13 protein-coding genes are annotated in these 13,626 nt (G+C 61.1%); 8 read left to right on the plus strand and 5 right to left on the minus strand.

The genetic code is table 11. The features are described 5' to 3' along the window. Nucleotides 1-42: 42 nt before the first annotated feature. The 3 genes from ACMVPR_RS07130 to ACMVPR_RS07140 are packed head-to-tail and all read right to left on the minus strand — an operon-like array spanning nt 43 to nt 3,992. Nucleotides 43-426: an RNA-binding S4 domain-containing protein gene (locus ACMVPR_RS07130; protein WP_300589011.1), complete on the minus strand. Its 384-nt coding sequence runs from the start codon at nt 424-426 to the stop codon at nt 43-45. A 1-nt stretch (nt 427) separates the two neighbouring features. Continuing rightward, nucleotides 428-3,397 carry a helicase-related protein gene (locus ACMVPR_RS07135; RefSeq protein ID WP_416882277.1) on the minus strand — a complete coding sequence of 990 codons (2,970 nt, stop codon included), beginning with the start codon at nt 3,395-3,397 and terminating at the stop codon, nt 428-430. 40 nt (nt 3,398-3,437) lie between these two features. Next, nucleotides 3,438-3,992 carry a hypothetical protein gene (locus ACMVPR_RS07140; protein ID WP_416882278.1) on the minus strand — a complete coding sequence of 185 codons (555 nt, stop codon included), beginning with the start codon at nt 3,990-3,992 and terminating at the stop codon, nt 3,438-3,440. Between the two features lie 91 nt (nt 3,993-4,083). Here ACMVPR_RS07140 and ACMVPR_RS07145 point away from each other — a divergent pair, with 91 nt between their 5' ends. Continuing rightward, nucleotides 4,084-4,374, plus strand: a complete 291-nt coding sequence (locus tag ACMVPR_RS07145) for an SCP2 sterol-binding domain-containing protein (protein WP_292266856.1) — start codon at nt 4,084-4,086, stop codon at nt 4,372-4,374. After that, nucleotides 4,374-5,312 carry an alpha/beta fold hydrolase gene (locus ACMVPR_RS07150; protein ID WP_416882279.1) on the plus strand — a complete coding sequence of 313 codons (939 nt, stop codon included), beginning with the start codon at nt 4,374-4,376 and terminating at the stop codon, nt 5,310-5,312. The genes ACMVPR_RS07145 and ACMVPR_RS07150 overlap by 1 nt, the downstream gene beginning before the upstream one ends. Here ACMVPR_RS07150 and ACMVPR_RS07155 read toward each other — a convergent pair. After that, nucleotides 5,309-6,079 (minus strand): HpcH/HpaI aldolase family protein, encoded by a 771-nt coding sequence (locus ACMVPR_RS07155; protein WP_416882280.1) that lies wholly within the window; start codon nt 6,077-6,079, stop codon nt 5,309-5,311. The two genes, ACMVPR_RS07150 and ACMVPR_RS07155, sit on opposite strands and share 4 nt — an antisense overlap. Before the next feature lie 92 nt (nt 6,080-6,171). Here ACMVPR_RS07155 and ACMVPR_RS07160 point away from each other — a divergent pair, with 92 nt between their 5' ends. The 5 genes from ACMVPR_RS07160 to ACMVPR_RS07180 are packed head-to-tail and all read left to right on the plus strand — an operon-like array spanning nt 6,172 to nt 12,398. Then, a complete protein-coding gene (locus ACMVPR_RS07160) occupies nt 6,172-7,200 on the plus strand; it encodes a ligase-associated DNA damage response exonuclease (protein WP_416884629.1) in 1,029 nt (342 codons plus the stop codon). Continuing rightward, entirely contained in the window at nt 7,197-8,081 is an 885-nt protein-coding gene (locus ACMVPR_RS07165) for an alpha/beta hydrolase (RefSeq protein ID WP_416882281.1), read from the plus strand. The genes ACMVPR_RS07160 and ACMVPR_RS07165 overlap by 4 nt, the downstream gene beginning before the upstream one ends. Beyond that, nucleotides 8,078-9,670, plus strand: a complete 1,593-nt coding sequence (locus tag ACMVPR_RS07170) for an ATP-dependent DNA ligase (protein ID WP_416882282.1) — start codon at nt 8,078-8,080, stop codon at nt 9,668-9,670. The genes ACMVPR_RS07165 and ACMVPR_RS07170 overlap by 4 nt, the downstream gene beginning before the upstream one ends. Then, nucleotides 9,663-10,523 carry an amidohydrolase family protein gene (locus ACMVPR_RS07175; RefSeq protein WP_416882283.1) on the plus strand — a complete coding sequence of 287 codons (861 nt, stop codon included), beginning with the start codon at nt 9,663-9,665 and terminating at the stop codon, nt 10,521-10,523. Before ACMVPR_RS07170 ends, ACMVPR_RS07175 begins: the two co-directional genes overlap by 8 nt. A gap of 54 nt (nt 10,524-10,577) precedes the next feature. After that, entirely contained in the window at nt 10,578-12,398 is a 1,821-nt protein-coding gene (locus ACMVPR_RS07180; protein ID WP_416882284.1) for a M3 family oligoendopeptidase, read from the plus strand. A gap of 214 nt (nt 12,399-12,612) precedes the next feature. On the opposite strand, the gene ACMVPR_RS07185 is transcribed toward ACMVPR_RS07180, so the two are convergent. Beyond that, on the minus strand, nt 12,613-12,882 hold the full coding sequence (locus ACMVPR_RS07185; RefSeq protein ID WP_292266876.1) for a DksA/TraR family C4-type zinc finger protein: 270 nt from the start codon (nt 12,880-12,882) through the stop codon (nt 12,613-12,615). A 119-nt stretch (nt 12,883-13,001) separates the two neighbouring features. On the opposite strand from ACMVPR_RS07185, the gene ACMVPR_RS07190 reads away from it, so the two are divergent. Next, nucleotides 13,002-13,622 carry a class I SAM-dependent DNA methyltransferase gene (locus tag ACMVPR_RS07190; protein WP_416882285.1) on the plus strand — a complete coding sequence of 207 codons (621 nt, stop codon included), beginning with the start codon at nt 13,002-13,004 and terminating at the stop codon, nt 13,620-13,622. Nucleotides 13,623-13,626: the final 4 nt, after the last annotated feature.

Below are 13,626 nucleotides of genomic sequence, written 5' to 3' on the forward strand. Positions count from 1 at the left end.
TTCCATCGGTCGTTCGAAAGCTAGCTAAGCCACTCGGAAAAATCATTCAAGAAGGTCTGTCCGGGTTTGTTGCAAGGCGCGACGATCTTTCTTGGTTGGTCGTCCCTTGCCTTCGAACCGCGGCACCTGTTCGGTGATCTCTTCACGCGGCTTCGGCGGTGCGAGGTCTTCGTAAAGCTGCTGTGCCTCGGGCGCAGGTCCACGGCGTTCGCCCATTGCCAGGACCTTGATCACTCGAACATTGTCCGCCTGCGGAAATGTCAGGACATCCGAGGCTGACACCATGTAGGCCGGTTTGGAAATCGGCTGACCGTTCACGCGCAGCTTGCCCCCGGACACGACCTTGGCGGCAAGGCTGCGCGTCTTGAAGAAACGCGCATGCCAAAGCCATTTGTCGATCCGAAGCTTCTGGGCCGGCTCGGACAAGTTAGTCTTTGTTGCGCAGCCCCATCAGGGCCGCAGCAAAGGGATTGTCCGGGTCGATCGGTTTTTCTTTCTTGGGCGGACGCGCCTGGAAGGTCTTGGCCCCGGCATCGCGCGGCGGCTGACCTTTGCCCTTGGGCTTGCCCTTGCCACGCGGACGGTCGCCCTGCGGCTTGGTCGCGCCAGCGTCGCGGCGGCTCTTGCCAGCACCCGCATCCCGACGCGGTTGGCGATCCGGACGGTTGCCCCGCCATGTGAAGGTATAGAACACCTCGGTTTCTGGCCCGGCCAAAGCGGCATCGGGTGCTGTACCCGGATCGATCTCGGTTTCCGAATTGGTCGGAACAGGTGTCTCGGCAACAGGATCGCTGGGCGTATCTGCCACCGGCGCAATCCCGTCTTCGGGCATCGCAGCAGCGGCATAGGACACATCGGCAGCCTCTGGCACGTCAGCGGATGCAGCGCCGGCACCGGGCGCACCCTCCTGCGCCGCATCCATCACTGGTGTGTCCTCGACCGGCACTGCGCCATCAATCGCAGCGTCTTGTTCAGCCGCAGCTGCAGCGTTTGCGCCGGGGACAACCGCATCGACGGTCCGCACCTTTTCGCGTTCACCCTTTTCGGCCTTGTAGCCGAGCCCACCCATCAGATCGGCGAACTGTTCCAGCGTCAGACCGGTGATCGACAACATGTCGGGATTTGCTTCAAACCCGCCCCGGCTGTCCTGCGCGCGCAGAAGATCGGCCAAACGTTCCAGCATGTCGATCCGGATCGCCCGATCGCCCGCAGCGCGGTAGCCCGCCACCATATGATGCTCGGCCGGTGTGCCGGGCATATTCGGCACCGTCACCAGTCCCGGCGGCGGCGCTTCGGGGAATTCGTCCAGGTTCTTCGCAAGGCTCCACAGCACCAGCCGCAACCGCGTCGGCGCTGGCTTGAGCAAGAGCGGCATGAACACGGTGAACTGACCAAAGCGAATGCCATGCTTGCGCAGCATCCCGCGCGCGTCCTGATCCAGCGCTTTCACGTCATCCGCCACGTCGGCGCGGGGCAGAATGCCCATCGACTCGACCATGCGGAACGCAAAACCCCGGGCCAATCCGTTCAGCGTTTCATCTTTCTGCAGCGTGATCAGCGGCTCAAAGAGCGCTGCGATCTTGCGATCGATGAAGTGCTGCAAGCGGCGCTGGACCTTCTGCGCGACATCTGCACCCGCCTCTTCATCGACAAAAGCCACGACGCGCGGTTTCAGAGGATCATCGCCCGCGGCAAGCTTGCCCACCGCCTGTTCGCCCCACATGAGGCCGCCCTGCTCGGTGAAATCCATCTCGGTATCGGGTGCATTGTAGAACCGATCCGCCCGCAGATGGAAATGCGGGGCAAGCGCCTGCATCGACGCGGTTTTCAGCGTCTTGGCCTCTTGCCCGGTTGCATCCTTGTCCTGGCGGAACCGGAACCCTTCAAGCCTGCCGACGAATTCGCCTTCGACGGTGACTTCACCTTTGTCATTCACTTCGGCCAAAAGGGCCTCCTTCTGTTTCAACCGCCGCAAAAGCACGGATGTGCGCCGGTCAACAAATCTTTGGGTCAGGCGCTCGTGCAGCGCATCCGACAGTCGGTCTTCTACAGCGCGCGTCTGCTCGCGCCAATGGCTTTCGTCATGCACCCACGCTTTCCGCTGCGCGACATAGGTCCATGTGCGGATATACGCCAATCGTTTCGACAACGTGTCAATGTCGCCATCTGTCCGGTCGATCCGGTTGACCTGCCGCGCAAGAAAATCATCGGGAATGGCTCCGCGTTGGTGCAAATGTCCGTAGATAACTTCCAAAAGCCCCGCATGTTCCGCATGACTGATCCCACGGAAGTCGGGAATCCTGCACACATCCCACAAAAGCTGCACCGATTTCGGATCCGACGCCCGCGCCTGAACCTCGGCAATCGTGCTTAGCGCCTTGAGCGCCTGAAGATCATCGGCTTCGCGCGCCTTGACCAAGAGTTCGTCCTTCGGACTTTCCTCAAGCGAGGCAATCAAGGCATCGACAGTGCCGAACCGCAGATCGGCATTGCGCCAGTTCAGTTTCTTGAGCGGCGTGAAGCGGTGATTGCAGATCGCCTCGGCCACCTCATCGGCAAGAGGACCAGCCTCCCCTGTGACACCGAACGTGCCATGCGACATGCCGCGCCCTGCGCGTCCCGCGATCTGGGCAAGTTCGTTGGGCATCAAGGGTCGCATCCGCCGACCGTCAAACTTGGTCAGGGACGAAAAGGCCACATGGTTGATGTCGAGGTTAAGTCCCATCCCGATGGCATCGGTCGCCACCAGAAAATCCACCTCACCGTTCTGATAAAGGTCCACCTGCGCATTGCGGGTCCGTGGCGACAGCGCGCCCATAACAACAGCGGCCCCGCCCTTCTGACGGCGCAGCAATTCCGCGATCGCATAGACGTTCTCGACCGAGAACCCGACGATGGCCGTGCGCGGCTGCAAGCGGCTGATCTTTTTCGAGCCGGTGTAGGACAGTTGGCTCATCCGCTCGCGGCGTACGAATTCAACCCCTTGCACAAGGTTCGAAATCGGCCCGCGCATTGTGTCGGACCCCATGAACAGCGTTTCCTGCAGCCCGCGCATCCGCAACAGCCGGTCGGTGAACACATGCCCACGCTCGGGATCGGCACACAGCTGGATCTCGTCGATCCCGACGAAATCGCAGCCCATGCCCTCAGGCATCGCCTCCACGGTGCAGACCCAATACTGCGCACGCGGCGGAACGATACGCTCCTCGCCCGTGACTAGCGCCACCACCGATGGCCCACGGGCCGCGACGATCTTGTCATAAACCTCGCGCGCCAAAAGGCGCAGTGGCAAGCCGATCATGCCGGTGCGATAGCCCAGCATCCGATCAATCGCGTAATGGGTTTTGCCTGTGTTGGTCGGGCCAAGAATGGCCGCAACCCGCGCATGTCCGGCCATGATGACGTCCTTTGCCGTCCTGCTCGGGAGTATCAGGGGGTCAGAGCGTTTGCCCGTTCACCCGAAGCTCCAGCCGCTCCAACGCCTCGATCACGTCGGAATCATGCGGCCGCAGGCTGAGTACCCGCGAATAGGCGTCATACGCAAGGTGGGGTTTGTCCACCTGTTCGAATATCGCACCAAGCCCGCGCAACGCTCCGAAATGCACCGGGTTCAGCGCCAACGTCCGTTCAAGCGCATCCGCTGCCGGGCCAAACATCTCTGCGCGGTAATAGGCCAAAGCCAGAGTGTGCCAGCCTTCCGCAAACTCCGGCGCGTGGTCGGTCAACGCCGTAAGATGTTCCAGCGCCGCATCAATGTTGTCGACATCCAACGCATCCTGCCCCCGCTTGAGCAGCAGGTCCATCGTTGCCGATCCCGACTTCGACCATTCCTGTCGAACCTGCCGCTCCAACCGGCTGGCTGCATTTTCGTCTTCGGCCTGTGCCAGCTGGTCCAGCAGATCGGCTGCACTGCCCTCTTGCGCCGAGACAGGACCCAGCGTCAGTGCCGATGCTAGAAGAAATGCCGCAACGGCAGATTTGTGTTTGCGCATGATGAACCTCATAACCCATCTTGAGTTTAGCGTGGGGTTTGGCAAATGCCAGCCTCGCACACCAAAACGCGATCACGAAGGAGATCAAAGTATGAGTGATGTTGTGGCACAGGCAGTGACCGCTCTGAATGAGAAATTGGGCGGCACAGGTATTGATGGTACCGCGCAATTCAACATTGAAGGCGAAGGCAGCATGGTTGTCGACAGCGACGGTGCCCGCGAAGGCACGGCTGATGCCGACGTGACCTTCAACGCCGACGCGGACACCTATCGTGAAATCTTCGACGGTTCGCTGAACCCAACATCCGCCTTCATGTCCGGTCGTCTGACCATCGACGGAGACATGGGCATGGCGATGAAGCTGGCCGCCACCCTCGCCTGATGGCAGATCCCGCGCCCTATCGCGACGATCTGGCCGAAGGCCCGGACACCCAAGCGTTCTGGTTGCGCACCTCGGATGGGGTGCGCATTCGCGTCGGGCATGCCGCTGCGCGGGACAGCAAGGGCACGGTGTTCATTCTGCCGGGCCGCACCGAGTACATTGAAAAATACGGCCGCAACGCCAAGGATTTTGTCCGCGCGGGCTTTGATGTGGTGTCGGTCGACTGGCGCGGTCAGGGCATGTCGGACCGTCTTGGGGCAAATCCGATGGTTGGCCATGTCGGGCGTTTTCTGGACTTCCAGAAAGACTGGGCAGCCGTGTGCGCCTTTGCGCGGCGCGCCGATGTGCCAAGACCCTGGCACATGGTTGCGCATTCCATGGGCGGCTGCATTGGACTGCGCGCCCTGACGAGCGGCAGCGACATGGCGTCGGTCATGTTCACAGGCCCCATGTGGGGCATTCAAATGGCCGGGTATCTGCGCCCCATCGCATGGACCCTGCCCCGGATTGCCATGGCCTTGGGCCAAGGACATCGCCTTGCACCCGGCACATCGATCAAGAGCTACCCGGCGTCAGAGCCGTTCGAGAACAACCTCCTCACATCTGACCCCGAAATGTTCGACTACATGCGCCGCCACGTCGAAGCAGAGCCGCAATTCGGTTTGGGCGGTCCATCATTTTCATGGCTCCTGACAGCCCTTCAGGAATGTGCGGATCTGGCAGTCCTGCCCTCGCCCGCGCTTCCCGCATTGTGCTTCGTCGGTTCGAATGAACGCATTGTCGACACAACGGCGATCCGTGACCGCATGACCGAATGGAAAGGCGGGAGACTGCTGCTTGTAGATGGGGCCGAACACGAAGTGCTGATGGAAAACGCCAAAACACGCCGTCAGGTGACGGGTGCCGCCGTATCGCTTTTCTCCAGTTTCAAATCCTAGGCTTTGCCGATCTCATGGACGCCCCTTGCTTCGGCGGTGGCCCCGGCACGCATCCATGAATGCTCGGACGAGATGAAGAAACAACTCATCCCATAGGCCGACCATTCCTGCGCCTTTTGCGCGTTGGCGACCCAAGACACATAGGCCTTGCCCGCCGCTTCGGTGGCTTTGCCCACACGCTCCATCGCTGAGAAAAGATCGTCAGAGGCCTGATGGTCATGCCCATAGCCAACCGACAAATCCGCCGGACCCAGAAACAGCGCGTCGATCCCGTCGGTTGCCGCGATGGCCTCTGCCGCCTCGACCCCCTCAGGTTCTTCAATCTGTGCCATCACAACTGTTTCCGAATGCGACCGTGCCAGCAGGTCGGGCATCGACTGCGTTGCATACCCTGCCCAACGCGTTGATCCTGCAAAGCCGCGCCCCCCGCGCCCGAACCGAGCCGCTTGCGCCACCGCAGCCGCTTTTGCCGCGCTGTCCACATGCGGGACCACGATCCCAACCGCACCGCAATCCAGCGCTTGCAGGATTTCGCGCGGCGACCCATCGCCGACCCGCACCAGCACCGGAAAATCAAGCGCACGTCCCATCGCACAGCACGCATCAATGGCGTTTCTGTCGAAAGGCGCGTGTTCGGCATCGAGACAGACGAAATCCAGCTCGGATTGCGCAAGGATTTCAATCAGCTGAAACGCCGGTGTTTTCAGAAACGTACCTGCCAAAGGCACACGCAACAAAAGGCGCTGACGAAATCCGGCGATTTGCATGGACGGTCTCCTGATGGTCTGGTTGTGCACACCCTACGCCCGCCGCGCGCTTTGGCAACCCTCTGGCGCCGTGCAACTTGCCTCCTATACTTATGCGCATGGCACAAAACGTTCTCACCTTCACTGACCGTGGCATCTACTGCCCCGCCGGAGATTTCTACATCGATCCTTGGCGGCCCGTGGACCGCGCGCTGATCACGCACGGACATGCCGACCACGCCCGCCCGGGTCACCGCCGCTATCTCTGCACCGATGCCTGCGCCCCGGTGATGCGTCACCGGTTGGGGAATATCTTTGTAGAAACCGTCAAGTTCGGCGAAATCCGGAAAATCGGCGATGCGTCAGTGTCGTTTCATCCCGCGGGCCACCTTCCCGGATCGGCGCAGATCAGGGTCGAGGTGGCGGGCCAGGTCTGGGTGGTCTCGGGGGACTACAAGGTGGTCCCTGATGGCATTTCAGAACCGTTTGAACCGGTGACCTGCCACAGCTTCATCACGGAATGCACCTTTGGCCTGCCCGTGTTCAAATGGGACGACCAAAAGACGGTCGCCAATGATCTCAACGCATGGTGGGCGCAAAACGCAGCCGACGGCAAAGCGTCGATCCTGGGGGCATATTCCCTCGGAAAGGCGCAGCGCCTGTTGGCGATGGTCGATCCCGAAATCGGCCCCATTCTCACCCATGGCGCGGTTGAGAACACCAACGAGGTCCTGCGTCACCAAGGTTACAGCTTGCCCAATACCATTCACGTCACCCCGGCGCTGAACGCAAAAGACTATCCCGGAGCACTGGTGATTGCTCCGCCCTCGGCACTTGGCTCGCATTGGGCGCGGCGCTTTGGCCCATCTTCGACGGCTTTTGCGTCCGGTTGGATGCGGTTGCGAGGGGTCCGCCGCCGCCGTGCAGCCGACCGGGGCTTCGTGATTTCCGACCATGCGGACTGGGACGGGCTGATGTCTGCGATCAGAAACACAGGCGCTGAAAATATTTATGCCACGCATGGTTACACCGACATCTTTGCGCGATGGCTGAACACACAAGAGTATAACGCGCAGGTTCTCAAGACAGAGTTCGGCACCGAAGAAGACGACATCGAAGCCAGTACCGGAGCGACCGTATGACCGACCTCAGTTGGAGCGACCGTTTTTTCCGATGGCAGGCCGGAACCGTGGAACGGCGCGCCCTGCAACTCGTCGCTCCACAATCCATCCTGCGTGGCATGTTCGCCCTGACAGCCCCACTCAGCGGTTCAATACCAAAAGACATCAAGCCCATGTCAGACAGCGACGGCGCGCTCTGGTTCACGCCACCCGAGGTCGGACCGAATGCACCTCTGCTGATGTATCTTCACGGTGGCGGGTTCACCATTGGCAGCCCCCACACACATGCTGCACTTGTGGCCCATCTGGCGCGGTTCGCCGGGATGCGCGCCATCTCGATCCCCTACCGCCTTGCGCCCAAACATCCGTTTCCGGCCGCTCGGGATGACGCGGTAGCGGCCTATGACCGATTGGTTGCAGCGGGAACGCCTCCGGTTGCAATATGTGGTGACAGTGCCGGGGGGTGCCTTGCCCTTCAGGTCGCGCAACATGCCCGAGATACATCCCCCATCCAGCCAAGAGCGTTGGGTCTCATTGCCCCGGTCGCCGATTTGTCCGGGGATATCGCCCATCGCTTCGAAGCTGCGTCAGATGAAATTCTGATCCCGCCGGCATGGGCGCGTCGCATCCTGACCAGCTATTTGGCAGGCGCAGCCCCCACAGACCCGGAAGTATCGCCCTTGCTTGGCGATCTGACAGGCCTTCCGCCCACGATGATTCAGGCCGCAACCGGCGAAGCTCTTGTGCAGGACGCACAGCGGCTGGAACAGAAGATGGAGAACGTGACCCTCGACCTCTGGCCCGATCTGGCGCATGTCTGGCACCTCCATGCCGGTCGGTCGACATCAGCAGACATGGCCCTTCGGCGGTTGGGGGCATTCCTAAGGGACGCCGCCGGATGAAGGCCTTCGCGGAACTCTTTACCACCATCGACCAAACCACCAAAACCAGCCTCAAGACGAAGGCATTAGCGTCCTTTTTCCAGACCGCCGACGAGTTTGACAGGCTCTGGACCATCGCGCTGTTTTCGGGCCGTCGCCCCAAACGTGCCGTGACCACCACCCAGCTGCGCGAATGGGCTGCCGAAGTCGGCGGCATCCCCCTCTGGCTGCTCGAGGAAAGCTATCCCATCGTTGGCGATCTGGCGGAAACCATCGCGCTCACGCTGCCCCCACCCAACCGGGACAGCGATCTGTCCCTGACACACTGGATCACCGAGTTAAAGTCGCTTGCCACGATCGACATCGACCAGCGCAAAGCCCGTATCCTGGATGCGTGGGATCAGCTCGACCCGACCGAACGGTTCCTCTTCAACAAGCTGATCACCGGCGGGTTTCGGATCGGCGTCAGCCAGAAACTGATGACCCGCGCCTTGGCGCAAGCCACCGGACAGGACGAGTCCAGCCTTGCCCATCGCCTCATGGGCGCATGGACTCCAGAAACCACCACCTATCACGCCCTGATCGAGGCCGAGGATGTGGAAGCGGACGACAGCCGACCCTACCCGTTTTACCTAGCTTACCAACTCGAAGACGGCCCTGAGGCGCTCGGTGCGCCGGAGGACTGGCAGGCGGAATGGAAATGGGACGGGATCCGAGGACAGATCATCCTGCGAAACGGCGCACACCACGTCTGGTCACGCGGTGAAGAGTTGATGACCGACCGCTTCCCGGAATTCGCCCGTCTGACCGATTTTTTACCAAGTGGTATAGTTCTGGATGGCGAGATCGTCGCGTGGGATGGCACCCAGCCCTTTCCCTTCAACACGTTGCAAGCCCGGATTGGCCGCAAGTCGGTGCCGAAAAAGCTGCTCGAGGACGCGCCGGTGATCCTTCTGGCCTATGACCTGCTCGAACACGAGGGCCAAGACCTGCGCGACCTGCCCTTGCAAGAGCGTCGTGCGCGGATGGATACGGTGCTGAACGATCTTCCCGACGAAGCCCCCATCCAAGCCGCGCCGCCTTTGCCCTTCGACACGTGGGATGCCCTCACTCAAACCCGCGCCACCGCCCGCGATCACCGCGCCGAAGGGCTGATGCTCAAACGCAAGGACAGCCCCTACCAGTCTGGCCGCAAGAAAGGCGATTGGTGGAAATGGAAGCTTGACCCTCTGACCGTGGATGCGGTGATGATCTATGCGCAGCAGGGCCACGGCCGCCGCGCCAACCTGTTCACCGATTTCACCTTCGCAGTCTGGGACGGCAATGATCTGGTGCCCTTCACCAAGGCCTATTCCGGCCTGACGGACGAGGAGTTCCGCCAAATCACCGCATGGGTCCGCAAGAACACCCAGCAGCGCTTCGGCCCCGTGCGCCAGGTCACCCCGCACCATGTGTTCGAGATCGCGTTTGAGGGAATCCACGCCTCGCCGCGCCACAAATCCGGTATCGCCCTGCGTTTCCCGCGCATGTCCCGCTGGCGGCACGACAAGCCGCTGCAAGAGGCCAACACACTCGACGATCTGAAAGAATTGCTGGAGACCTATGGATAAGCCAACCGCCGCCGCACCACCGCTTACCATCACCCCGCCCAGCGCACTGCTGCCCGAAGGCGCCTGCGACGCCCACGTGCATCTCATCGGGGATGATTTCGCACTCTGGGACGGTCGCGTGGAAAACCCACCGCCCGGCACGCTCGACACATGGCTCGACCGCTACCGCACGCATCTCGGGCTGTTGGGCTGCACCCGCGGCGTCATCGTGCATTCCATTCTCTATGGCAGCGACAACAGCATCACGCTCGAGGCGACCCGCCGCATGGGAGACGGGTTCCGCGCCGTCTGCCTGATCTCGGACGACGCGACCGAGGCTGATATTCGCGCGCTGGCCGACCAGAACTGCAAGGCCGTGCGGCTCAACTATGTGCATGGCGGATTGCTCAGCTGGGACGGGATGAAACGCCTTGCGCCCATGCTCGCGGATTACGGATTTCATGTGGAAATGCTGGCCCACTCCCATCTGCACCTCTCAGAACTGGCCCCGCAAGTGCACTCGCTGCCCGTGCAGATCGTCTTCGACCATTGCGCCTGGCCTGACCCTGCATTGGGGATCACTGAAGGGCAGACAGCGCTGGAACACCTATTGGCCGAGGGTCATGCCTGGACCAAGTTGAGCGCCACCTACCGCCACACGCCAGAGCCGCAGACGCTGATCGAAAGACTGGCGCAGGCAAACCCAGACCGCATTCTCTGGGGCAGCGACTGGCCGCATCTCATGCTGAACGGTGTGCCGATGCCCGATGCAGGCCAGCAACTCAACACGCTGCTCGACGCGATCCCCGATCAGACCACCCGACAGAAGCTCTTTACCGACAATCCAGCCACGCTCTACGGCTTTGCCCCTTGAACCTTTCGCCTGCACGGCACAGGTTCCAAGGCAACGAAGAACAGGAGACGACCCATGCTGCGCACCCCTACACCGACCTATGACGCCAACGCCCAGAGCGGCAGCAAAAATCTGGGGGACCTGCCGGAGTGGGACCTGACAGACCTATACCCCTCGGATGACGCCGCTGAGTTGAAACGCGATCTCGACTGGCTTGAAGAGGCCTGCCGCAGCTTTGCCACCGATTACGAAGGCAAGCTGGCCGATCTGACGGCAGACGAATTCCTTACCGCGATCCACCGCCACGAGAAGATCGAGAACATCGCGGGCAGGATCATGTCTTACGCGGGTCTGCGCTACTACCAGCTCACCACCGACGCAAAGCGCGCGAAATTCCTGTCAGACCATCAGGAAAAGATCACCAACTACACAACACCGCTGGTGTTCTTCACGCTGGAGCTGAACCGGATCGACGATGCCACAGTAGACGCGCTGTTCGACGCCAATGCAGACCTCGCCCGCTACAAACCTGCGATCCGCCGCATCCGCGCGATGAAGCCGTACCAACTGTCCGACGAGATGGAGAAGTTCCTGCATGACATGGGCGTAGTCGGCGACGCGTGGGAGCGCCTCTTCGACGAGACCATCGCGGGCCTCGAGTTTGAAGTCGACGGCGAGCCGCTGAACATCGAAGGCACGCTGAACCTGCTCACCGAGCAGGACCGCAGCACACGCGAAGCCGCCGCGCGCGAACTGGCCGAGGTCTTTGCCGAAAACATCAAGATCTTCGCCCGCGTCCACAACACGCAGGCCAAGGAAAAAGAGGTCATGGACCGCTGGCGCGGCATGCCGACCGCGCAAACCGGGCGGCACCTTTCCAACGATGTCGAACCCGAAGTGGTCGAAGCCCTGCGCAACGCCGTGGTCGCCGCCTACCCCAAGCTCAGCCACCGCTATTACGAGCTCAAGCGCAAATGGCTGGGCCTCGACGTGATGCAGGTCTGGGACCGCAACGCGCCCTTGCCGATGGAAGCGACGCGCATCGTGAACTGGGACGAGGCGGAACAAACGGTGATGAACGCGTACTCGGAGTTCGACACCCGTATGGGCGAGATCGCCAAGCCGTTCTTCACCAAGGGCTGGATCGACGCCGCTGTGAAGCCCGGCAAAGCCCCCGGTGCCTTTGCGCACCCCACGGTGACGGATGTGCACCCCTACGTGATGCTCAACTACCTTGGCAAACCGCGCGACGTGATGACCTTGGCCCACGAGCTTGGCCACGGCGTGCATCAGGTGCTGGCCGCCGAACAGGGCGAGATGCTCGCGTCGACGCCGCTGACCCTTGCCGAAACCGCCTCGGTCTTCGGCGAAATGCTCACCTTCCGCCGCATGCTCGACAACGCCAAGGACGATGCAGAAAAGAAAGTGCTGCTGGCGGGCAAGGTCGAGGACATGATCAACACAGTTGTGCGCCAGATCGCCTTCTACGATTTCGAATGCAAACTGCACGAGGCGCGCCGGGGCGGCGAACTGACGCCGGACGACATCAACGCGCTCTGGATGTCGGTGCAGGCCGAATCCCTCGGGCCGGCATTCGAGTTCATGGACGGGTACGAGACCTTCTGGGCCTATATCCCCCACTTCGTGCATTCGCCCTTCTATGTCTACGCCTATGCCTTTGGTGATGGCCTCGTGAACGCGCTTTACGCCGTCTATGAGGAAAACCCCGACGGATTCCAGGACAAGTATTTCAACATGCTCAAGGCGGGGGGCTCGAAGCACCACAAGGAATTGCTGGCCCCGTTCGGACTGGATGCGAGCGACCCGAAGTTTTGGGACAAGGGTCTGAGCATGATTTCGGGCTTCATCGACGAATTGGAGGCGATGGAGGGATGACCCTCCGGTGACACGCTGTCGGCACCGTTTCGTGTGCGTATTTGGAAAAAGAAGAAGCAGGGGATGCGCACCGTCCCCTGCTTCTTCTTTTTGATGAATATGCAGGCCAAACGCAGGGTGTTAACCTTAACGTCTGGTGAATGCCGAAGGTCGATAAACGCGTCAATTCCGAGCCGAAGGCGAGACACCCTGCGCGGGCGTCAGTCCGCACATTTCACTTCAACTGGCTGTCCTTCGATCCCCGCCGGTTGATGCCGCCGCGTGCCTGATAGGCGCCGTCGCGTTCCTGCTGGCAGTCGATACACAGCTTGACGCCCGGAATGGCGATGCGGCGCTTTTCTGGGATCGGCTCTTCGCATTCCGCGCAATGGGTCAGGCTTTCCCCAACCGGAGCCTTGCGCGACTTCAATCGTGCCAGTTCATCATTGATCGACGCGTCGATCTGTTCCTGAACCGCACCATCCCGTGCCCAACCGCCTGCCATGTCCTGCTCCAAAAGCTATCGTCCGGAAAATATGGAAGTGCGGGAGCCGTCGCGCAAGACACTTGTCGACCAGCTGCACTCCCGCCATCCTACCCCAGATTATGCCGAAGGAGGCCTTGATGCCGGATCACAACCTGGAACGCGCCTACAGTATCAAGGGGGCCTCAGACGCCAAGGCGCTTTATGACGATTGGGCCAGCAGCTATGACAGCAGCTTTGGCGAACGCCACGGCTACATCGCCCCACGGGAGATCGCCCGAATCTTCAAGGACCTCTATGCTGGCACAGAGCCGGTGCTCGACATCGGCGCGGGAACCGGGCTTCTGGCGGAACATCTCCGGGATTGCGCGGTGGACGGCATCGACATTTCGCAAGCCATGCTGGATCAGGCCGCTGCAAAAGGGCTGTATCGCAACCGTATCTGTGCGGATCTCACGCAGACCCTTCCGATGGAAGATGAAAGCTATGGCGGGTTTGTCTCAAGCGGCACATTTACCCACGGGCATGTCGGTCCAGAGGTGTTTCCCGAACTCTTGCGCGTTGCCAAGCAAGGTGCGCTCTTTGTCTGCGGGGTGATCCCGCCCGTGTTTGACGGGTCGGGTTTCGGATCAAGGCTGGCGCTGATGGTGGCACACAAGTTGATCACCATGGTCGATTTTCACGATATCCCGATCTACGAAAACGCAGACCATGATCACGCAAAGGATCGTGGGCTTGTCATGGTGTTCCGCAGGATCTGAGACT

This window comes from Marivita sp. (genome assembly GCF_048006345.1).
Taxonomy (GTDB): domain Bacteria; phylum Pseudomonadota; class Alphaproteobacteria; order Rhodobacterales; family Rhodobacteraceae; genus Marivita.

What these genes read in the sequence shown, in the direction of transcription:
- ACMVPR_RS07185 (WP_292266876.1), bottom strand. Translation starts at nt 12,882, where the DNA reads ATGGCAGGCGGTTGGGCACGGGATGGTGCGGTTCAGGAACAGATCGAC.
- ACMVPR_RS07145 (WP_292266856.1), top strand. Translation starts at nt 4,084, where the DNA reads ATGAGTGATGTTGTGGCACAGGCAGTGACCGCTCTGAATGAGAAATTG.
- ACMVPR_RS07135 (WP_416882277.1), bottom strand. Translation starts at nt 3,397, where the DNA reads ATGGCCGGACATGCGCGGGTTGCGGCCATTCTTGGCCCGACCAACACA.
- ACMVPR_RS07155 (WP_416882280.1), bottom strand. Translation starts at nt 6,079, where the DNA reads ATGCAAATCGCCGGATTTCGTCAGCGCCTTTTGTTGCGTGTGCCTTTG.
- ACMVPR_RS07165 (WP_416882281.1), top strand. Translation starts at nt 7,197, where the DNA reads ATGACCGACCTCAGTTGGAGCGACCGTTTTTTCCGATGGCAGGCCGGA.
- ACMVPR_RS07160 (WP_416884629.1), top strand. Translation starts at nt 6,172, where the DNA reads ATGCGCATGGCACAAAACGTTCTCACCTTCACTGACCGTGGCATCTAC.
- ACMVPR_RS07175 (WP_416882283.1), top strand. Translation starts at nt 9,663, where the DNA reads ATGGATAAGCCAACCGCCGCCGCACCACCGCTTACCATCACCCCGCCC.
- ACMVPR_RS07140 (WP_416882278.1), bottom strand. Translation starts at nt 3,992, where the DNA reads ATGCGCAAACACAAATCTGCCGTTGCGGCATTTCTTCTAGCATCGGCA.
- ACMVPR_RS07190 (WP_416882285.1), top strand. Translation starts at nt 13,002, where the DNA reads ATGCCGGATCACAACCTGGAACGCGCCTACAGTATCAAGGGGGCCTCA.
- ACMVPR_RS07180 (WP_416882284.1), top strand. Translation starts at nt 10,578, where the DNA reads ATGCTGCGCACCCCTACACCGACCTATGACGCCAACGCCCAGAGCGGC.
- ACMVPR_RS07170 (WP_416882282.1), top strand. Translation starts at nt 8,078, where the DNA reads ATGAAGGCCTTCGCGGAACTCTTTACCACCATCGACCAAACCACCAAA.
- ACMVPR_RS07150 (WP_416882279.1), top strand. Translation starts at nt 4,374, where the DNA reads ATGGCAGATCCCGCGCCCTATCGCGACGATCTGGCCGAAGGCCCGGAC.